Annotated in this window: 16 protein-coding genes, 2 pseudogenes and 1 other annotated feature; of the genes and pseudogenes, 8 read left to right on the top strand and 10 right to left on the bottom strand. The window is 39.8% G+C overall.

Going from position 1 to position 21,732, the window contains the following annotated elements:
* Positions 1 to 3: 3 nt before the first annotated feature.
* The 4 genes from KNP02_RS01920 to KNP02_RS01905 all read right to left on the bottom strand — a co-directional run bounded on the left by KNP02_RS01920 (position 4) and on the right by KNP02_RS01905 (position 5,799).
* Complete coding sequence (locus KNP02_RS01920) at positions 4 to 2,844, bottom strand: CDP-glycerol glycerophosphotransferase family protein (protein ID WP_214706851.1); 2,841 nt, start codon at positions 2,842 to 2,844, stop codon at positions 4 to 6.
* The gene (locus KNP02_RS01915) at positions 2,837 to 4,009 is read right to left on the bottom strand and encodes a glycosyltransferase (protein ID WP_214706849.1); all 1,173 of its coding nucleotides are present in this window, start codon (positions 4,007 to 4,009) and stop codon (positions 2,837 to 2,839) included. The genes KNP02_RS01920 and KNP02_RS01915 overlap by 8 nt, the downstream gene beginning before the upstream one ends.
* A gap of 78 nt (positions 4,010 to 4,087) precedes the next feature.
* On the bottom strand, positions 4,088 to 4,978 hold the full coding sequence (locus KNP02_RS01910) for an ABC transporter ATP-binding protein (RefSeq protein WP_214706841.1): 891 nt from the start codon (positions 4,976 to 4,978) through the stop codon (positions 4,088 to 4,090).
* Between the two features lie 14 nt (positions 4,979 to 4,992).
* Positions 4,993 to 5,799 (bottom strand): ABC transporter permease, encoded by an 807-nt coding sequence (locus KNP02_RS01905; RefSeq protein WP_214706840.1) that lies wholly within the window; start codon positions 5,797 to 5,799, stop codon positions 4,993 to 4,995.
* A 191-nt stretch (positions 5,800 to 5,990) separates the two neighbouring features.
* On the opposite strand from KNP02_RS01905, the gene tagD reads away from it, so the two are divergent.
* Together tagD and wecB are read left to right on the top strand one after the other, a co-directional pair.
* Positions 5,991 to 6,392, top strand: a complete 402-nt coding sequence (gene tagD, locus KNP02_RS01900; RefSeq protein WP_214706833.1) for a glycerol-3-phosphate cytidylyltransferase — start codon at positions 5,991 to 5,993, stop codon at positions 6,390 to 6,392.
* A 2-nt stretch (positions 6,393 to 6,394) separates the two neighbouring features.
* A complete protein-coding gene (gene wecB, locus KNP02_RS01895; RefSeq protein ID WP_214706831.1) occupies positions 6,395 to 7,507 on the top strand; it encodes a non-hydrolyzing UDP-N-acetylglucosamine 2-epimerase in 1,113 nt (370 codons plus the stop codon).
* 905 nt (positions 7,508 to 8,412) lie between these two features.
* Here wecB and KNP02_RS14785 read toward each other — a convergent pair.
* Positions 8,413 to 8,976 (bottom strand): annotated as a pseudogene (locus tag KNP02_RS14785) (IS3 family transposase); the annotation flags it as partial.
* 80 nt (positions 8,977 to 9,056) lie between these two features.
* On the opposite strand from KNP02_RS14785, the pseudogene KNP02_RS01885 reads away from it, so the two are divergent.
* A pseudogene (locus KNP02_RS01885) lies at positions 9,057 to 10,175 on the top strand (IS3 family transposase).
* Between the two features lie 463 nt (positions 10,176 to 10,638).
* Complete coding sequence (locus tag KNP02_RS01875) at positions 10,639 to 10,926, top strand: hypothetical protein (protein ID WP_214706822.1); 288 nt, start codon at positions 10,639 to 10,641, stop codon at positions 10,924 to 10,926.
* 817 nt (positions 10,927 to 11,743) lie between these two features.
* Here KNP02_RS01875 and KNP02_RS01870 read toward each other — a convergent pair.
* Positions 11,744 to 12,604, bottom strand: coding sequence for an acyltransferase family protein (locus KNP02_RS01870; protein ID WP_353048775.1), 861 nt, complete (start codon positions 12,602 to 12,604; stop codon positions 11,744 to 11,746).
* A 501-nt stretch (positions 12,605 to 13,105) separates the two neighbouring features.
* On the opposite strand from KNP02_RS01870, the gene galU reads away from it, so the two are divergent.
* Positions 13,106 to 13,990 carry a UTP--glucose-1-phosphate uridylyltransferase GalU gene (galU, locus tag KNP02_RS01865; RefSeq protein WP_214706820.1) on the top strand — a complete coding sequence of 295 codons (885 nt, stop codon included), beginning with the start codon at positions 13,106 to 13,108 and terminating at the stop codon, positions 13,988 to 13,990.
* Positions 13,991 to 14,100: 110 nt separating this feature from the next.
* Here the strand turns inward: galU and KNP02_RS01860 are convergent, their stop codons facing one another.
* Both KNP02_RS01860 and KNP02_RS01855 read right to left on the bottom strand, forming a co-directional pair.
* Positions 14,101 to 15,261 carry a hypothetical protein gene (locus KNP02_RS01860; RefSeq protein WP_214706818.1) on the bottom strand — a complete coding sequence of 387 codons (1,161 nt, stop codon included), beginning with the start codon at positions 15,259 to 15,261 and terminating at the stop codon, positions 14,101 to 14,103.
* A 156-nt stretch (positions 15,262 to 15,417) separates the two neighbouring features.
* The gene (locus tag KNP02_RS01855; protein WP_251129097.1) at positions 15,418 to 15,792 is read right to left on the bottom strand and encodes a nuclear transport factor 2 family protein; all 375 of its coding nucleotides are present in this window, start codon (positions 15,790 to 15,792) and stop codon (positions 15,418 to 15,420) included.
* 184 nt (positions 15,793 to 15,976) lie between these two features.
* Between KNP02_RS01855 and KNP02_RS15035 the strand changes: the two genes are divergently transcribed.
* Complete coding sequence (locus KNP02_RS15035) at positions 15,977 to 18,208, top strand: C40 family peptidase (protein WP_214751413.1); 2,232 nt, start codon at positions 15,977 to 15,979, stop codon at positions 18,206 to 18,208.
* Between the two features lie 55 nt (positions 18,209 to 18,263).
* Positions 18,264 to 18,496 (top strand) — a binding site (T-box leader).
* On the opposite strand, the gene KNP02_RS01845 is transcribed toward KNP02_RS15035, so the two are convergent.
* Entirely contained in the window at positions 18,493 to 19,065 is a 573-nt protein-coding gene (locus KNP02_RS01845; protein ID WP_214751410.1) for a DUF3885 domain-containing protein, read from the bottom strand. It overlaps the preceding feature by 4 nt.
* Positions 19,066 to 19,108: 43 nt before the next feature.
* Between KNP02_RS01845 and trpE the strand changes: the two genes are divergently transcribed.
* Both trpE and KNP02_RS01835 read left to right on the top strand, forming a co-directional pair.
* Positions 19,109 to 20,440, top strand: a complete 1,332-nt coding sequence (trpE, locus tag KNP02_RS01840; RefSeq protein WP_214706806.1) for an anthranilate synthase component I — start codon at positions 19,109 to 19,111, stop codon at positions 20,438 to 20,440.
* Positions 20,437 to 21,015, top strand: coding sequence for an anthranilate synthase component II (locus KNP02_RS01835; RefSeq protein WP_214706804.1), 579 nt, complete (start codon positions 20,437 to 20,439; stop codon positions 21,013 to 21,015). The genes trpE and KNP02_RS01835 overlap by 4 nt, the downstream gene beginning before the upstream one ends.
* 3 nt (positions 21,016 to 21,018) lie before the next feature.
* Here KNP02_RS01835 and KNP02_RS01830 read toward each other — a convergent pair whose 3' ends face one another.
* Entirely contained in the window at positions 21,019 to 21,717 is a 699-nt protein-coding gene (locus KNP02_RS01830) for a dihydropteridine reductase (protein WP_214706802.1), read from the bottom strand.
* Positions 21,718 to 21,732 lie beyond the last annotated feature (15 nt).

Below are 21,732 nucleotides of genomic sequence, written 5' to 3'. Positions count from 1 at the left end.
TCCTCAATTGTCCGACAATGACATAATGGACTCAAAGACTCTCTCAGAGTTGTTTTTGTCTCGATAAGAAATATACTTTTCAATTTTCTTTTCACTAATCATATCAATTGAAAAGTTATTTTTAATACAATCTGTTATCCCCAGAATTAAGTCACTTGGATTATTATATGACTTACCGAATATGTCATCCTGTAGGTCAATGTATGAACCACGTTTAGACAAATAGTCATTTAAATCGAAGTGGAAAAATAATACTGGCTTATTTAAATAGGCGTAATCAAAAGCAACACTAGAATAATCGGTAATAAGTGCGTTACTTTTTCGAATCATGTCTCCTATAGAAACTTCCATCGGATTGACCATTACAATATTGGATTGAGTTTCAAATTCAAATAAGTCTGAGTATTGTTTTTGTATTTCGAAATGAGGTAGGAATAAAAGTTTAGTATTATTGTCTTTAAGTACGTCATTTAATTTGTTATTCGTTAGTAATTCTACATAGTTTTTATAAAATGAAGACTTTTTAAAAAGTTCTCGGTCATTCGATAACCATTCTCTCCATGTCGGCATAACAAAAATAATTCTTTCCTGAGAGCTTTCCGAACTCAAATCGTTCAATTTGTCATATCTTGCTAATCCAGTTACAGAAATTTGATTTTCTTCAAATCCCATTTTCTCAGTCATGATACTTTTCTCATGATCTGAAGATACAATAAATCGCTTTATTTGATTATTATAAGAATTTTTTTTGAAGAATAGTCGCTTCATAGCAATGATTCCATGTTGAAGATAAATTACAGGAAGAGGGTTGCTTGAAAATTTATTGTGCATATAGCTTGGTATGACATCTCTAAGACCATGTGCTACTATTGCGTACTCAGCTTTATGATACAGATAAATATGCTTAAAAGAATCGTAATATAACAAGTTTTTCTCGTAAGGAAATAATTGATTCATATTTTTATTGTCACGTTTTGTAATGTAATAAGTATAAGGTTTCTTTCGTTCATTTAAACAGTATTCAAAAAACGCAAATCCGTTGTCCTGCGCGACTTCTCCTAAATTTTCTCCAATGAGCCATATATGTTTATTAGAGAAAATTAGATTAGAAACTTTAGCTAAATATTTCGCGATATGAAACTTATATTTATATATTTTTTTTTCGGTTTCTTTTAATTTTCTTTGTTCAATACAAATATCATTATGCTTTACATCCACAAAAAGTGAAGATTTCACCCCATTATCTTCACTATAAAATATTCCTTCTTTAAATGACGTAGCAAGTTGATGGGGTGCCATAACTTTGATATTTCTATAAATCGATTGATTATGTTGATTACGAAACTCTAAGACCAATCTATTTGTAGCGACAATATTAACGTGTAACAAGTTACTTAGTTTAATCAGAATATTGATTTCTCCATTGTTATATAAATAATCACATTTAATTTTATTTTCTCCAATGACAAGAAAAACGTTATTAACATATGAACCATTTTTAACATTTAAATCGTCCGATTTAAAACTAATGAATAATGTATCATTTTTTAAATGAACATCATATCCTAAAATGTTATTCAAAATTCTTGTATATAAAAAAACATCCCCATTTTTTCTGATACCTACTCCTAAAGTATGTTCTTCTTCATTGACAAAAAACTCCTTTTTAGGGTAAAGGTTAGCGGAATTGATATCTATTAAAGAGTTAAGCTTCAGTTTAAAATGTTGATGATTGAATTTATTTTTCAAACACAAATTCAATCCAAAAGATTTTCCAACCATATTTATTTGATGAATATTTTCAACAAGATCTTGTCCAATTTCAAACTGAATGATCCCGTGCCCATTAGTTGTTATTTTTGATGAAAATATGACGGGAATCTCTCTATTATAAAACTCATTAAACAATTCTATACTCACCGGAATATTTTTTTCTAAAATCATCGAGTCTACAATATAATCAATACACAACTTCGATTCACTCGTCAGTACTTGATGAATATTACCGTCCACTCTTTCTTTAGAGAAATGAAACCCATATTGAAATTCTTTAGTTCGATACGGATTGATTTTATACAGTTCCTCATTTATTTTTATGGTAGCTGGATTTTGCATTAAATATGTTTCGTTAATTTCATGAAATTGAGTTACACTACTCATTTTAATTAATGTTGTACCTAATGAAGTACTTTCTCCGAATAAATGCCAATAGCCTTCCGGAACAACTGTAGCTTCCCCAAAATTAAATCTTATTAATTTCGCTCCATCTGCTTGATTTCTAATTTGATCAGCACTTATTTTTAAACCGCTTTTTGTATGTCTCAAGTAAATATTGCTAAATTCCCCAATCGAATTATCAAATTTCAATGACAGACTTAAATAGTTTGATAATCCTTCATCATTGTGATTTAAAGACAATTCGCTTATTTTGTTTTCATTGCTTAATGCACTAGTATTGATACGGTACAATAAAAATCGTTTAGATGTGCCATGCAAAACAAAGGACTCATCATTCACTTCAAAAACTCTTAATTTCTCGTCTAATTTTTTTTTATCCTTTAAGAGGCTACCTAATGTTGATTTTTCGTTCAGTACAGAGAATAGTAGCGCATTAAAGTGTCTTCTTTCTCCTTTGAATTTTATATAATCATGTATAGATAACTTAAATTCTACTCTATTTAGCTCCTTAATTAATCTTCCCTTATATACTTTTACATCTTTATTTGAATAGATTTTGAGCTCGTACTCATTTAATCTCGCTGACAAGTCAATAATTTCATAGGTAAGTAAAATTTCACTTTCATCTGAATCAAAGTCGACGGCATTTAATTTATATTCAAACATCGATTTTTCGCTCCTTCTCTATGCCAAGTAAAAACTCCACCCATAATTCCCCAATTGAATGAATAGAGAATTCTTGAACACTTTCTTTAGAATGTTCACTCATAGACTTTAATAATTCTGGGTTCTCGATTACGTGTAAAAGTCCCGATTCCCAATCTTCGATTGAATTCCCATCCAGCAATACTCCATTTTCGTATTGCCTAACTATTGCTTTAGGACCAGTAGACGCAAAAGCAATTACAGGGGTCCCAACTGCTAAAGACTCAACAAGCACCATACCAAAGGATTCATGATGAGAGGGTAGTGCAAAGAGTTTAACTTCAGCTAATTTTTCTTGAATATTGTCTGTTGCTTCTTTCAAACTAATAAAATTTTCAGCATTTAGTTTTCGAATTAAGTCATCTAATTCATCTCGCGCTTTTCCTTTTCCGTATATCTTCAAGTTCCAATTCGGATGAAGATTGTGGACTTTCACAAACGCTTTTATTAATGTATCATAATTTTTTTGTTCAACTAGCCTACCTGCTGATATTATAGTATTCTCTTTAATTGAAACTCTAGGTAGTTTATCGCCCTCGTGAAATACTGGATTTGCAATAGTTTTTATTGTTACATTAGGAATATTTAATTTTTTATAATTATTCTTTTCTTCATTTGTCAAACAAACTAGATAATCTAATTTTTTATAATTGTTCTTTATTTTCAATACTAATTTTGGACTGTATTTTTTGATTGACCTGTGCTCTTGACCTATTTTTATTATTTTTTCATCACAATATTTAGCAGATAATATATTGAGTGAAGGAAGAGTTGTAATAAGAATGTCTGTTTTTAATTTTTTCAGAAATTTAATTACTCTCAAATCAATTAATATATTTAATGAAGGCCAAAATTCTTCATCTCTATGAAATAAAATGCTTGGAAAACTTCTTAAAATTTTTAGTGAAACTCTTTTTATCAATGTGAGTTTTCTGCTTCTATTTTCATACAAATAATTTACTTGAATTTTAGGATTGATATAAAAAAAAGATTTTGCTCGAGTTTTTTTTATTGACACAATTGAAACGTCGAATCCATTTAGCACTAAAAAATTCGCAAGATTCAATGTTGTTTTAACAGTTCCACCCATTCCAAAAATGTTAAATACTAAAAATGTTACCTTCATAATCTACACTCCTAATAAAATAGCAAGGATTCAAATCCATTTTTACGAATTTAAACCCTTGCCACTTTTGTATAAAAATTAGACAACCCAAGAACCTAGTATAATCGTCAATACGAGAAGCGTCATAGGGAAGATTGAATCAATGAGCTTAAATGAATTTTCAGATTTCACTTTCTGTTTCAAAATTTCAGTATGTTTTTCCTTTTTGGCTTGACTGTATTTTCTTTGTTCATCTATTGACATCGATTTATATTGATCTAAAAAAAGTTTATATTTTTTTAAAACATCAGTAACAGGACCGTCGTTGATTATTTTCCCGTACTCCAACCATATAACTCGTTCACAAAAACTTTCGACTTGTGACAAGTTATGACTAACAAATATAATTGTTTTACCTTCTTCTTTAAAAATATTCATCTGATCAATACACTTACTATAAAATGTTTGATCACCCACCGAAAGTGCTTCATCAATTACTAAAATATCTGCGTCCGTATTAATAGCAATTGCAAAACCTAATCTTGACTTCATACCACTCGAATATTTCTTTATTGGTTGGTCTATGAAATCACCAATGTCCGCAAAATCGATAATGTCTTCAATCCGGTTATCAATTTCTTGCTCAGTCATTCCCAACATTAGGCATTTCAATCGTATATTTTCTCGCCCGGTAAGAACTGATTTTAACCCTTGAGATACTGCAATAATCGCAACATCTCCATCCACTGAAATTACTCCCGAAGAAGGGAATAGTATGCCTGAAATTATATTAGATAATGTTGATTTTCCCGATCCATTAATTCCTAATAAACCGACTACTTCGCCTGGTTTTATAGTCAAAGTAACGTCGTTAAGTGCTAGGAACTTTTTGCTATTTTTTTTAGGAGAGAGTAGCATTGTTAATTTATCTTTTGTAGTAGTAACCATATCAAATGTTTTATAAACATTACTAAGCTTTATCACACCCATAATTATCCCTCTCTTTATACAAGTTCGCTAAATGAATTACGGAACTTAATATGAATCTTTGCTCCAATTACAAAAATAAAACTTGTAACTGCCCAAAAATATGCGGTATAGATCAAGTTCTCATAAAAGAACGTACCATTGATTAGTGAATCTCGGTATCCTTCTACCAGATACATTATAGGATTAAGCATTAACCATCCATGCAGATAAGCAGGAAAAGAATCTACAGTCCATAAAATTGGAGTGACATAAAATAGCATCCTTAATACAGACTGCAATAAAGGATGTATATCTTTGACAAGAGTGATTAAACTCGACAAAAATAATGATACGCTGTAAACAAAAATAACGGTTGCAAAGAGAAAGTACGGCAATTGAATGACCGCAATAGGTAATGTCTTTACAGATAACACTGTTAGCAGAATAGTAATACCAACCATCGCAAAGTGCTGATATAACCTTGAGGCTATAACGTAGGATGGAATAACACTAAGCGGAAATTTCATTTTCATCAACATTCCTAAACGAGTATTTATTGAATTCGAGCCTCTTAAAATTGAATCATTTATAAAAAACCAAGGTGTTAACCCAACTATCAACCAAATAATAAAAGGTACTTCATTAACTTCTGAGTTTCCTCTTAATCCCACACCGAATACAAACCAATATATTAGTACTTGCAAAGTTGGATTTATCAATTCCCACAGTATTCCTAATTTTTTTTCAGCATTACTAGATTTCACTTCATATCTTGCAAGCCTACGTATTAAAGTGAATTGCTCCACCTGTTCTTTAATAATAGTACTAACACCATTTAACATAGGGAACTTCCTTCCAAATAATTATTCATATTTATTGAGCAGTGATATATTAAAAGCACAGATTAGATTATACCACTTCTATTTTTTTCGCAACATACATTGAGGTAACAATTTATAAACAATGTTAAAAGTATATATTATATTTCTTTACTGAATGCTATTATCACAATAAAAAAAGGTGGAATTCAATTATGAAGAAAGTCATTACTTATGGTACGTTCGATTTATTGCACTGGGGCCACATTAACTTATTAAAAAGAGCAAAATCTTTAGGAGATTATTTAATTGTGGCTGTCTCTACAGACGAGTTTAATGCAATAAAACACAAACAAGCTTTTCATAATTACGAAAACAGAAAACTAATTCTAGAAGCGATTCGCTATGTCGACGAAGTGATTCCTGAAAATGACTGGAATCAAAAAGTGACAGATGTTCAAGAACATGATATTTCAATTTTTGTGATGGGTAATGATTGGGAGGGAGAATTTGATTTCTTGAAACCTCACTGCGAAGTCGTATATTTACCCAGAACCACAGGAATATCAACTTCAGCCATTAAAGAACAACTTAAACATAATGAAGAGGAGAACTAACTATGTTCAAAGTCATGACTGTTTTCGGAACACGTCCAGAAGCAATAAAAATGGCGCCGCTCATTAACGAATTAAAGAAGTATAAGGATATCCAAACAATTGTTGTAGTTACGGCTCAACACCGTGAAATGCTGGATCAAGTACTAGAATTATTCAGTATTTCTCCTGACTATGACTTGAATATTATGAAAGAAAATCAGACCCTGAGCGAAATTACAGCACGCGTTGTGAATGGATTAGACAATATAATTAAGAAAGAAAAACCTCAATTAATCTTAGTTCATGGTGACACAACGACAACGTTTGTTTCATCACTGGTTGGTTTCTATAACCAGATTCCTATCGGCCATGTTGAAGCTGGGTTACGAACAAACAATAAATTTTCACCGTTCCCTGAGGAAATGAACCGTCAGCTCACAGGCTGTTTAGTAGATCTTCATTTTGCACCAACCAATAGAGCAAAAAGCAATCTTTTAAAGGAAAACAAACCTTTAGATACAATATTTGTAACTGGAAATACTGCGATTGATGCACTAAAAACAACAGTTTCCTCTGACTTTCAAAATGATTTACTCAATCAAATTGCAAGCAAAAAAAATAAAATGATTCTACTTACTACCCATCGTCGTGAAAACCTCGGTGAACCCATGCAGAATATTTTTATGGCTATTAAACAAATTGTTGACACACATAAAGATATAGAAGTCGTATTTCCCGTCCATATGAATCCGTATATTAAGGAACTATCTTCTGCCTTATTATCTGATGTAGAAAGAATACATTTGATTCCACCTTTAGACGTTCTTAGCTTTCATAATTTTATAGCTCGGGCTCATATCATTCTTACTGACTCTGGAGGTATCCAAGAAGAAGCCCCATCTTTAGGGAAACCCGTTCTAGTTTTAAGAGAAACAACAGAACGTTCTGAAGGCGTTGACGCCGGCACTTTAAAATTAGTAGGGTGGGATCAAATTCATATTGTTGAAGAAACGAGGCATCTATTAACTAATCAAAAAGCCTATAATCAAATGTCACGTGCCTCTAACCCGTTCGGGGATGGGGATGCTTCTGTTAAAATTGTAGAAGTAATTCGAAAACGATTTTTCTTAGATTAAAAATGAATATGCAATAATTTCTTTCTATAACTCTTGAAAACAAAAAATAAAATCTTAGGGGCATTTTCTCTCTAATTTGTAGAAAGTTAAAATTCAAAAAATCCGTCTGTCAATCGAAGGTACTAAAAACCTCCACTCTATCCGAGCGTGAAATGAAAATAGGCGATTAGACCGGTTCCTGTCGATACAATCGCCCTTTTTCAATGCTTTTAACCTGTTTTTTCTTCTTGAAGGGTAGATGATCTGCTTCAGTTGCCCCGGCTTGAATAGGACCCGGCGCCCACGATATGGCCGAACTCCCCCCTACTAGCTAATCTTTCTCGACAAGCTTTTTCAGCTGACGTCCTCCGACGCCTCGCTAGACGTGATGACAACAGCCATGATGATACCCCTTCCCCGTCATTACGACATGATGTTTTTGCCAAAAAATGATGATTCTGCGTTTTTATACGCGGTCTGCACATCAAGACCTTGGAGACTTGATGCTCGACTTGCGTATCTTCCGCAAACTCACGGTCACGGTGATGAATAGGAAAACGAAGCCTCACTATCACCTCTGTAACCTATTTGCGGGTTAGCATCGATGCGATTCGAAATATTTATATCCATCATCAAACAGATTAAAACAATTAAACGTTCAACTCATGGCCGAATTGAGCTCAAACTATTGAGAATTAAAATTTTAAGCGCTACTTATAGCTTGTTATTTTTATGAATTTTAAATTCTTACGTTCATAATTAAAATCGACTTGCTTTATTAAAATTGAAGAAGAGCTATTCTCTACCCATTGTTGAAATTAAAGGAAACTACAATTACCGTTTTGAACTGAATCCCGAATGATAGATGCTTGTAAAAAGTGTTCCATTTGAACTGAACCAAAAAAATTAGACACTAAATAATTTTGTTAGGCGACTTTTAGAACCTGCGTCCGGTATTCAACCGGGCTCAGGTTTTTTAGTCGTTTCTTGATGCGACGATGATTGTAATACTCGATGTAGCGCACGAGCTCCTGTTTGAAATGAGGCATGTCCTTAAACTTCCTGAGATAAAGGAGCTCGGACTTGAGCACGGCGAAGAAGCTCTCGATGGCCGCGTTGTCGAGGCAGTTGCCCTTTCGGGACATACTTTGGGTGATGCCGTGTTCGTGTAGCTTGGCCGTGAACGCCCGGAATTGATATTACCAACCCTAGTCAGAATGGAGGATTGGACTTCTATCACTGTCGAGTCTTGTGATGGCTTGGTCCAACATCTCGCTGATGAAGGGATACCTAGGCTTATCGGACATCGAATAGGCAATGATTTCCATGTTTGCCAGGTCCATCATCAGTGAGAGATAGAGTTTCTCCCCGAAAAGATGGAACTCGGTGACATCGGTCACCCACTTCTGGTTTAGGCCTGTGGCCTGGAAATCTCGTCCGAGGAGATTCGGTGCGATCGTTCCGACCTCTCCCTTGTAGGACCGATATTGGATGGGCTACACTCAATTGGACATAAATGAAGAGGTCGATTAGACTGAAACAAATTATGAACATGAGGAGAACATCAAACATGACAAAGAGAGCGCCCCGCGTTTACACAGATGAATTCAAAGAACAAGTCGTCCAGCTCTATCTTAACGGGAAGCCGAGGATCGATATCGTTCGCGAGTACGATTTGACACCATCAACACTGGGACGTTGGATCAACCAGAGCCGTGCGACCGGTTCGTTCAAGGCAGAGGACAACCTGAGCGACGAGGCCCGTGAACTCCGTGACCTGCGCAAGCAAGTGAGGCAACTCGAGATGGAGAATGACATTTTAAAGCAAGCCACGCTGATCATAGGACGAAAGTAACTGTCATCAAGAACAATATGCACAAATACTCGGTATCAGCAATGTGTAAAGTCCTGAAACTGTCAAGAAGTACCTTCTACTACGAATCCAAGAGGCGACCGGCGGTCGACGACGTGACCGGTGATGTCATCGAGATCTTCCGTCGCAGTCGTGACAATTATGGGATGCGCAAGATCAAAGTCGAGCTACAGCGTCTAGGGAAGCGTGTCTCACGCCGACGCATCGGACGCATCATGAATGAGCAGGGACTCGTGTCCTCCTACATCGTCGCACAATTCAAACCGAAACGAAGCAATCCTAACGAGTCCACGGTGAAAAACGAGCTGAATCGTGAGTCCCGTCAGGAAAAGGAACTGTCGGTCATCGTGAGTGATTTGACGTACGTCAGGGTCCAAAACAAATGGAACTATGTATGTGTATTTGTCGACCTGTTCAATCAGGAAATCATCGGACATAGCGTCGGCGAACGCAAGGATGCGGACCTGGTGGCCCGGGCGATCGCAACAATTCCAGCTGATCTCCGTCGGGTGGCATGTTTCACACCGACCGTGGGAGCGAGTTCAACAACAAACTCGTGAGCGACACGTTGCGCAGCTTCGGGATCCGTCGTTCGCTCAGTGACAAGGGCTGTCTTACGACAACGCAGTGTCAGAGGCAACGTACAAGGTCCTCAAAATCGAGTTCGCAAGAAGCAGACTTTCCCGAATCTGACAGTTCTCGACCGTGAATTAAGTGATTACATACATTTGGTCCAATCACATCAGAATCCATGGGACATTAGGTTACCTGACACCGAAAGAATATAAAAAAAGAGACCTCTTAAAAAATGTCTAGTTAAGTGTTGACAATCCATCATCCATTCGGACCAAGGAAGTGTCTATACCTCATATGCCTTTCAAGATTTCGTTAAGAGGAGCCATCTGACGAGCAGCATGTCTCGAAGAGGCAACTGTTGGGACAATGCGGTGATCGAATTATTCCATTCGAACTTGAAGTCTGAGGGCTTCCAGTACGTCAAGTTCAACTCGTTAAGCGACCAGGAAGTGCATGAACGGGTGAACCATTACTTGACCTACTACAACGAAGACGTATCCAAGAAAAATTAGGCTACCTCACACCGATAAAATACGGTGGGATGGCAGCCTAATTAGGTGTGTTTATTAGTGTCTCATTTCGCTAGGTCAGTCTAAAGTTGGATTTTTATGTCCAACTTTTATGGGGCAGTTCACATTCAGGGTTTTTCGCATGTGTACGAATCACTGTGATGAACCTATTCATTCAGACGAGAGAAACAACCATGAGTAAAATCATCTTCAATATCCATCAAATTGATCAGCTTGAGTCGAATCCCAACGTCGCATCGGTTTCAGAACGCTCGATTCAATATACGGGTGAATTTAAAGTAAAGGACGTGCTTGAAAACATGGATGGCAAGAGATCCCAACAGATTTTCACGGCTGTAGGATTCGACCTGGCGTTGATCTGCAACAGCAAGGCGAAGGCAGCATTGAAACGATGGCGAAACATATCGAAAAGATGGAGAAGAGGGTCTCCCGAACGACAAACGTGGAAAGACTCCGGGTAGTGGACGTCCTAAAAAAGACGAGTCGATGGAGAAACGGTTAGCGAAGGCAGAGGCACGGATCAAATACCTGGCGGCAGAGAATGAGCTTTTTTAACTAGAGAAGTTAGAAGGGCAAACGAAACACACTAACTGACACCAGCAGCGAAATATCAGGCCATCAACACCATCATCCGCACAGCTGAAGAACCTCGTCCGTCCACTATGTGAAATCGTGGCGCACAAGCTATCCGCAAGCCTTCACATGGACTTCGTCTTTCATAAGATAGAAAGGAAATCACCTCCAAGGAAATCTAGATTCCGAGGCAATGATCCATTCTGATCAAGGCTTCCACTATACAACTTCAGGACTACCAACAACTCGTTCGCAGCCTTGGACTGGTCTAGTCCATGTCACCAAGCAATCGTGTGGATCGATCGAGCAGGTCCGAGAAATGGTCGGGGACTATATCCTCGCCATCTGATTGCCGTATAGGACGTACGGGCTTTTTATTAAACTGTCCATTTTACGGAGCTCAGGTCATTTGTAACCTACCCACCCTTCACAATTTCATATCACCGAACGTTTCCTAAACATTCAGGCGGCTTGAGTCCTTTCGAATTCAGGACTCCACCCGCCTAGGTCGGTCTTTATTGTTTATCTTGTCTAGTCGATAGGGAACAAACCACATTTATTGCGCACTCTTTGCTATCAATAACCGTTTCATCTAAATATATTACAAAAAAACTTTTTATGTGAAAAATTAGTTTAAAAGTCATTTTCACAAATTTAACTGTCAGAACCATAGAATATTTGATTACCCATAAAATCAAAAGACCATTAGCCTACATTTTTTACTGGTAAATCTGATTCTTTTTTCAGAACTTTAGGAACAGATCTTAACTTCCCAATAACATAGCTACTGCCCGGTACTAAAGAAAGTAACTTTACAATTAACATTGATATAATAATCGAAGTTACAAATAATACAATAATAAAAGTTATAGCAGATAAAGTGGTGTTTGCTTCGATTATCGGTGCAATTATCCTTTGGACTTGCCAGTGTAACAAGAATATACCAAACGAATAATTACTTATATAATCTACAAGCTTAAAGTTAGATACTGATGATCCGATACTTAAAATAGCAAGTGTCATAAATATAGTCAACGGGAACATATCTAGCCTTCTCGAAGAAACGTCCGTGTATCCCGCTTGATATGAAGCGAATATTAACATTACTGAGAAAAATAAGCCCACCATTACTAAACTTTTATATTTAATTAAATAGGGTTTCAACTGATCGTAGTGCTTGCCTAAAAGAAATGCTACCGTAAAATATCCAATCCAAGTTGGAAAACTAATCATCTGAATATTTAAAGAGTCTTCAAACAAATTTAAATCCTCTTTCAACAACCAAAGTGAGCAGAACATAATTAAAACACTTAAAAAAATCCACTTCTCAAGTTTAATTCGATATTTCACTACAACATAATGCAAAATATAAAATTGAAAAATTCCTAATAAAAAATATCCTAAATAATGCCCTTCAAGATTTCTAGAAAACTTTTCAAACACATCTACTGGATTTGAACTTATATAATTTACAACGAGTGCGTCAATCAAGGCAAAGGAGACGAAAGGACCTAAAATCCATTTAATCCTCTTCTTAAAAACTCGTTTGGTATTGAATTCGAATATTTGTTGGCAAGTACTATCTCTGAAAGCACAATAAATGTTGGAGTTGCCTTACACAATAAAATACGAAAAAAATGTAAGTCAGCTATCTCACTATAGCCAATCGACCTCCCGACATTTGTAGTACTGTGTAAAAAGACTATACTTAAACATGCAATTGCTCTTAAAAAATTCCATTCTTTGACCAATACTTTTTCTCCTTTTTCGCTTTTGAATATATATATATCAACAATAATAACATTACTTTCCCTTTCCCTTTCCTAATATTACAATTCAATAAAAAATCATCATATAAATATAAACAAGCGTAAATACTCTTAAAATTAAATCACTGTATAATACGTATAGGTATTACATTTAGCTCGAGCATCATTAGTAATGACTTTTACATTTTTCATAGAGCAATTTTTATAAATACCTGAAATTCTTATTAAATATTCGACAACTTAAACCTATGGTAAACTATGATAACCAGTTAAGTTATCACACAAGGAGGACTAAAAAATGAACAAGAAAAAAATAACAAAAGCAATCATCCCTGCAGCAGGATTAGGAACTAGGTTTTTACCTGCCACAAAAGCCTTACCAAAAGAGATGCTTCCCATCTTAACAAAACCAACAATTCAATATATCGTGGAAGAAGCGGTCGCCTCAGGAATCGAACAAATCATTATCGTCTCTGGTCGCAACAAACGGGCAATCGAAGATCACTTTGATAGAGCTCCTGAACTTGAACAAAACCTTGAAGCGAAGCAAAAGCATGAATTGCTGGAGCTTGTCAATGCGTCTACAAACATGGCTGAAATCCACTATATTCGTCAGAAAGAACCTAAAGGACTAGGACATGCTATTTGGAGCGCACGTCATTTCATTGGTGACGAACCGTTCGCAGTCTTATTAGGAGACGACATTTTTGTTTCTGAAAAGCCAGGATTAAGCCAATTAATTAATGAATACGAGAAAATCTATTCTTCAGTTATCGGTGTACAAGAAGTTCCTGATTCAGAAACTCATCGCTATGGCATAATCGATCCTCTGTTTAACGAAGGTCGATTATATCAAGTAAAACGTTTCGTTGAAAAACCTGCTCCAGGAACTGCCCCTTCAAACAAAGCTATTATAGGTCGCTATGTATTGACTCCTGAAATTTTTGATTTTCTTGAAAAACAAGAACTGGGTGCAGGTGGGGAAATTCAATTAACCGATGCAATTGAAAAATTGAACTCGATTCAGAGAGTATTTGCTTACGATTTAGAAGGTGATCGATTTGATGTGGGTGAAAAACTTGGTTATGTCGAAACCACGTTGGCATTTGCACTAAAAGATCCGGAAATCAGTGACCAAATCACTGAATTGATGAAATCTTATTTAGAAAACGTAGACAATTGATTCTTAGTATTTTCAACACATGGAAAGTAACTTTTTAAGATTTTAAAAGAGAGCTTAGTATACTCGGTATCGAGTAATACTAAGCTCTCTTTTTATGCAGACATACATATTTAATTCTTAATAACAATATTTTTTCGCGCGGCGACCATCTTTAACGTGTACAAGCCCTGCTGCATAAAATCATTGGTCGAGACGAATTTATTTAACTCACTCTGACTATAATGAACAGGAACTAATTGCTTAATTTCAAGTGCACGGTCTTTTGAATATACATGTTTGATGGTTTCTTCAAATGATTCTTCAAGTTCTACAGATGCCGTTATCCCTATCTCGAAATAATTCTTCTCTAAAAATACATCATAGATTCGCTTCTTGTTTCTAGTGTGTTGAATCCCAATTTCCTCTTCTATGGCCCTGTCAATTACATTACTCACATGTATAAGATCTTTTTCACCTACTCGATCGTGGAGCGTAATGCCTTCCATGGCAGTTGAATTATATTTCTCTGCATTTTCCCCATGCGCACTTCGGTGAGATCGTTGCGATAAGACGACACTTTGTCCATCATCCATTATTAAAATAACATTTACTCCAATTGAAGTTAGAAACGGTCTAAGGTTCCTTAATTCTTGAGCGTCAAAGGAACGCTCTTTTGTGAAATAGATTTCTTTCTCTACTAATTCTTTATACACTGCTTTCATGATGCGATGTGTATAGTAATCTGTATGATATAAAAAAATATGTATCGCATTGTTTTCATTTTGTCCTACACCAAACTCTTCTCGAATTTGATACACACCTAACTTGTTGCCGTTAAAATGAAAACCATTCCTTCGATGAATAAAATCGTCCGCGATTGACTCCCGATATTTCTCAATCAGAGGAACCACATACTCTCTCAGTTCAGATGGAAATAGTTCAGATAAATCCGTATTATCAGTGCCTTGTTTAGAAAAATAGGTTACTTTATGAAAATTAAAGTTCTCATATTGTGTATTGATTTGATCGATTTTATGATCAGGAAACGCTAGGTAAAAAGAATGATCTGTAAGTTGTAATTGTAAATCTGAATTTTTATATTCCGGATCAGCCGATTGAATGGTATCAATGTTTAATTTTGTTGATTGCCCAATAGATTTGATTGCTAGTTTTTGATTTCTAGATCTCCAATATTGTTTTAAGCCATCATAAACAAATGGCAATCCAGCTCCAACTAAAAGTAATACCATGTCCCACCACACACCTAGCGCATTCTTAATTGTTTCAAGCAAAATAAGACCCCCTTTAATTTCGTTTACGTATTGGGACTAACCTTTTCAGTAGTCATACACTAATTATATAGAAAACCACACCTAAAAAAAACATCTAATTCCAGGGAAAATATTCTCTCTGAAAATAAGATGTTTTTCATTCAACACATGTGGATGCTAGTTTTCGTTAATCATCGTCGCTTGACCACCTTGCCACAGCCACGTATCGCCCTCTCTTATATAAAGATGCAATGCCCAAAAGCGCCCTTCGTACGCGTTCGTCCCAAGGATAAAACGTTCTTCTAACAACACGTGGACGATAGCCAGTTCGCCTTTTATCGTCTCATTAAACGTGACAGTTTCTTGAGCAATCCATTGAATCGATTCAGGATTAACAAACTGATCTAAAAACGTTTCTTTATCAAACTGACGCCCACTCGAATCAACATAGCGGAACGAATCATGCATCATTACCTCTAATGCTTTCATATCACCATTGATTTGATGAGTTGAACGACTATCGGAAATTTGTTTCATAGTAATTGTTTCCATAAATGCATCTTCCTTTCCTCGCGTATCATACCATACACCTCAAACGTCCGACATAATACACATCTGAAATGATTTAAAAATCAATTTGCCTCCTCATTAAAAATCAAATCAATTAATTGCTTCGACTAGCTATACTAATAAAGAATGCATTTCCAAATCTTATTCCATAACAGAGGTGTACACAGTGAAACGAGTCCTTAGTTTATTATTCATGGTTTTATTAATTACTATTTCCCCTGCACATGCAGAACAAACGAAAGTTCTTCTATTGGCTGGAACGACGATTTTTACCGACCAACAAGAAACATCTGAACTACAACTAACAGAGCGCCATCAGATTGTCTTGCTCGAGACGTCGACTGATACCCACTCAAAAATCAAGACAGACGACATCGAAGGCTACGTTCGGAACAGTGACATTCGTCATGCTTCCGCCATGTATCTGACTAATGAGACAACTACCAAAAACGACAAGGGTGAGAGCGTCACCTCGTTAGCGTTTGGAGCCGTCGTTCACGGGTTCGATATAGACGCCCAGCCGCTTCTTCTCACAGCGGAAGGTACATGGATCGAGCGTTCGGCTGTATCCACCACTCCGATTCAACCTAAACCCTATTATACCAAAGGAAAGGTAATCGTTTACGCATCACCAAATGGAGAAGTATCGAGCAAAACGACGATGGGTCAATCACTAGTCGGGTATGGCATCATGGATGGATTTTTAAGAGTCCAGCAAGGCGATCGATACGGCTTCATCCGAATCAGCGATGTCAGTGAACAGCCTGTCAAAACCGGGCAAGTCTACGCGCTGACGACTTCAGTCTACTATCAAGATTTAGGCATAACAAAGTTAGGAACACTTCCAAGGGGACAACTGCTTCACGTCTATGGGATCGAAGGGAAATATACTCGAGTTCTTGTAAATAGACGTTTTGTTTTTGTCAATAGTACTTCACTTGCGAATCAAATGCCTTCATATGGCAAATCCGGCTCTCGCTTTGCCCAACAAAACGCTCCAATTTACCGGGATGTCGATAAAAAAGAAATCGTTGGCTCACTGAAACGATCACAACAAATCAACGTCTACGGGACGCAAGGCCGCTTTACCCGTGTTTACGTAAATAAGCAGTTTTTCTTTGTCGAGACAAAATTGCTCGGATCAAAACTTCCGCCCTATTTATCAACCGGAAAGCGGTACATGTTAAAGAATACGCCTCTTTATTCAAAAGCTACAACTCAATCGAAAACGACATTGTCATTTAAGCGCGGCCAATATGTACACGTCTACGGGACATCTGGTGCATTCACACGTGTTCTCGTAAACGGAAACTATTACTTCGTTTCTACAAACATGACCGGCACGAAAAAACCACCGCTTTATGATTCAACGGGGAAACAATACGTCCGCTACAATCATGTAAGTATCTATTCGGCGCCATCGACGTCAACACGTGTCACGCGCCTGAAGCGTGGACAAGTCGTCGAGACGTTCGGGACATCAGGGTACTATTCGCGTATTCTCGTAGGCGGCTCGTATCGCTACATCGCGACGAACTATTTAACATTGAACAAACCGACAGCCAAACTGAAAGCAGGCACCGTCTTTTATGTTCAATTGAACGACACACCGTACTTTCATACCGATGTCACGTATACGAAACCTGCCGGCACGCTGAAGCGAGGGACAAAATTAATTGGCCTCCGGTCAATCGATGACGACTTTTGGTATGCGAAGCTTCCTTCTGGAAAGAAAGTCTACGTATTAAATCCTTACATTGCTCAGACCAAACCAAAATCAATCAAGGTGCAACGTGTGAAGCCAGCGTTACATTACGCCACAACTAAACGTACCGCATTCTATGCGAACGCGAACGACAAAACACCTATCGGATACCTCGATGCAAATATTCGGGTCTACCCTCGCGGAAAAAGTGGAGACTCTTACTTGATTCAATACGATTGGCGTCCGGTATACGTAAAAACAACAACCATCCGGGTCAAACAAGACCCTCTTACAATTAAGCGTGGCAATTCACAAAAAGAGCGATTCATCGCAGCAGCTGTCAACCAGTTAGGGACGCCTTACACATGGGGTTCGCAATCACCTCGAAACGGCGGCTTTGATTGTTCAGGACTCATACACTATGCTGCGAATCAGGCTGGGAAGATTGGCGGTCGTGCCAATGTGTCGGGATACTGGTACGGGAACCATTTCAAACAACGGAGAACAAGTTTCACAAGTGGTAAACGGGGCGATATAATTTTCTTCGCGGGCACATATCGGAACGGCCCATCACACATCGGAATCATGCTCAGTAATGAGTTCTTTATTCACGCCGGTGGTGAAACGTTGCAAATCAACTCAATCCATGACCCGCAATGGCGTCCGTATTTCCTAGGCTACAAATCACTTTAAGTTCGCATCTTGACATTCTTGCTTCATCCCGTTAAAGTAACGATAACATTCATACGAACTCGCGACGAGAAAGAAGAGTAGCGTGAAGATACGTCTCCAGAAAGCCGGTGGTCGATGCGAACCGGTGACGTGTCTCACGTGAATGGGCTTTTGAGCGTTCAGACCGATACGTAGGCTCTGACGGGTCCTCCCGTTACCGAGGACAGCGAATGATGGTTCGCGATGAGAGGGGAGGCGCGAAGTCTCTCAACGAAGGTGGCAACACGGGGAAATCTCCTCGTCCTTCATGTCCGATCGGGCATGAGGGGCGGGGAGATTTTTTGTTTGATTGCTTGGAGGTGTTCGGGTGATGTCCCGCGGATATAGGCACCACGGTCATCATAAACAAATAGTATATGTCCTGCTTCCTGATGAATGAACTGAACGGCAGGATACGACATGGCCCAGCCACGCAGTTGTGGTCTCAATGCTTGAAAGTCTTGGTGACAAATCGCCTCCAACAAACGAGACATCCTGATCTGGTCTCGATCAGCAATCGGCACGATATACGTCCAGAGCGTCTCCTCCTCTTCTTCGGAACGAATCAACGCTGTCTGAAAGCGGAGCGATTTGTCGCGAATCAATCGAAACATACCGGTGTTGCCCGGGTGATCACCATAAACATGATACACGAGCGTGAAGCCCTCACCGTTCGGAAACAAGGTGTCGAACAACCCCTTCGCTTTTCGTATCACGGCATCGAAATACGCTTGATTCAACTCATCCGATTGATCGAGAAACGGACTTAATTCTTCTTCTAGCTCGATGTGCTCAGTGAGCGCATCTCCTGAGAACTGATTCGGTTTTAAGATGTGCACCATAGTTTCCCCTTTTCTCTCAAATTATAAGGAGGTTATCGATATGAAACAACTCATCATCAATGGCGACGAACTGACACCGGTGGCCATTTTTCATCGATTAACAGGCGAACGGAAAGTGTTGCTCGAGAGCCGCGCCGAAGGCAAGCACGGCCGCTACTCGATTATCGCTTCGAACCCGGTCGAGACGATTCGCGCCAACGGCAACGAAGTGACCGACGCATCCGGCACGATGCATACGGACGACCCCCTCGCCTTGTTATCGGAACTGGTTGCGCGAGACACACCGGACGCCCCCTATCCGTTCATCGGCGGTGCCGTCGGCTATATCGGCTATGACATGCAGCGGGTTTACGAGCCGATTCCGAATACCCCGAGTGAGACGCGTGGTTTGCCGGACGCCTTGTTCCAACGATATGAGACGGTCGTTCTCTATGATCACGTCGAAGAGCAGGTCATCGTGATTGACACTGGAAATGATGATGCTGAGAAGCGACTCCACCACGCCAAACGGTCGCTCGAGACGGCGAAGACACACGAACTCGCACCCGTCGTCCGTACGAGTGAACGCGTGTTGACCGGCAAAGATGAGTTCGTTGAACGCGTCTTAAAGGCGAAAGAAGCCATCCTCGCCGGTGAAGTGTTCCAACTCGTCTTGTCCCAACGCATCGACGCGACGTTCACCGGCGATCCGTTCCACTTCTACCGAACGCTCCGGAAACAGAACCCGAGTCCGTACTTATTCTATATCGATCTCGGCGAGGCGATCATCCTCGGGGCGTCCCCGGAGAGTCTCGTTCGCGTCGAGGGAAATCGCGTCTCGACGAACCCGATCGCCGGCACCCGCCCCCGTGGCAAGACAATCGAAGAAGACGTGCGTCACGCTGCTGATCTGATTCAAGACGAGAAAGAACTCGCCGAGCACCGGATGCTCCTCGACCTCGGTCGCAACGACATCGGCCGGGTCGCCAAAGTCGGCTCGGTCACGATTCCGAAACAGATGGAAATCGAGCACTTCAAAAACGTCATGCATCTCGTCTCCGAGGTCGAAGGTGAACTGCGCGACGACTTGAATCCGATTGACGCGCTGCGGGCCTGTCTCCCGGCCGGTACCGTCTCGGGCGCCCCAAAGATTCGAGCGATGCAGCTGATTGACGAATTGGAAACGGTGAAGCGCGAAGTATATGCCGGGGCCGTCGGCTATCTCGACGTCCGGGGCGGCTATGATTTCGCCCTCGCCATTCGGACGATGGTCGTTCAAGGTGACACGGCCTATGTCCAAGCCGGTGCCGGCATCGTCTACGACTCGGACCCGGTGTCAGAATATGAAGAGACGTTGCATAAAGCCAAATCACTCTTGGAGGTGTTCGCATGATTCTACTCATCGATAACTACGACTCGTTCACGTATAACGTGTATCAAGATGTCGCCCGGTTCAGCGACATCTTGGTCGTCCGCAATGACGAACTGACAATCGACGCGATTCGCGACCTCAATCCGGCTGGAATTATCATCTCTCCGGGTCCAGGTGGCCCGCTGGATGCCGGTGTCTCGCTCGATGTCGTCCGCACCTTGTCCAGCACCATCCCCATCCTTGGCGTCTGTCTCGGACATCAAGTCATCGCCGAGGCGTTCGGTGGCACGGTCGGTCGGGCCGAACAGGTCATGCATGGGAAGACGTCCGTGATCGAGACGACCCCGGGCGTCTTGTTCGACGGGAGTCCGAGTGAGGTCATGCGCTACCATTCGCTCGTCGTCTTGGAGACAGACCTCGTCGTGACCGCTCGCACGCATGACGAGGTCATCATGGCGCTCGAACATCCCGAGCACCCGACATATGGTGTCCAGTTCCATCCCGAATCGATTGGAACGCCAAACGGACGTGACGTGTTCAAGCGCTTCGTCGACTTGTGCCATGCAAAAAGACCGAGGAACACGTCCTCGGTCTGAGCGTCAGGCCTTCAAGAAATCTTCCATTTGGAAGTCATGTTTGTCGAGCATGATTTGGTCCGGCGTCACGCCATTTTGACGCAATTTGGCAATCGTCTCATGCAAGAAGTCATCGCTGCCGACAAGGTAAAACAGTCCGTCTTTGTCTGCGGCGAGCGTCTCGACCAGCTGGTAATAGTCCGGACGATTGTCGACGAACTCGGCCGTGAATCCATTCGTTGACGCGAACACATCGTTAAACAAATATTCTTTCGACGAGTCGACGTTCAACGAGTGGAGGTGCGGCACACCTTCCCCGTTCGCCAAATACGCGAGTACGAGCGGGCGGAACGTCGCAATGCCGACCCCGCACGATAACAGATAGACGTTCTTCCCTTCCCGCTTCAATGGCACGTTCGAATGCGTCTTGAAGATGGCGACCTTGTCCCCGATGTTCATGTCACGCAAGATTGATTTGAACGTCGAACATTCCGGTTTGACCCGGGTCGTGATGCCGATCGCACCTTCATGCGGCAACGTCGAGATCGACATATGACGAATCAACGTCCGGTTCGGTCTATCTTCTTGATTGAAGCCCTCGAGCGCGAAGTGCGTGTGCGCGCCTTCTTCCCATGTGAAGCCAGCCGGTAGCTCAAGCTTGAACGTGTAAGTGTCTTTTGCTTCCTCTACGACTTGTTGAATCGGTGTCCAGTAAATCAGCATCGAATCCCGTCCTTT

This window comes from Exiguobacterium sp. s40 (assembly GCF_018617905.1).
GTDB classification, from domain to species: Bacteria; Bacillota; Bacilli; order Exiguobacteriales; family Exiguobacteriaceae; genus Exiguobacterium; species Exiguobacterium mexicanum_A.
The sequence above is the reverse complement of the archived record's forward strand: the minus strand, read 5'-3'. Positions and strand labels throughout refer to the sequence as shown.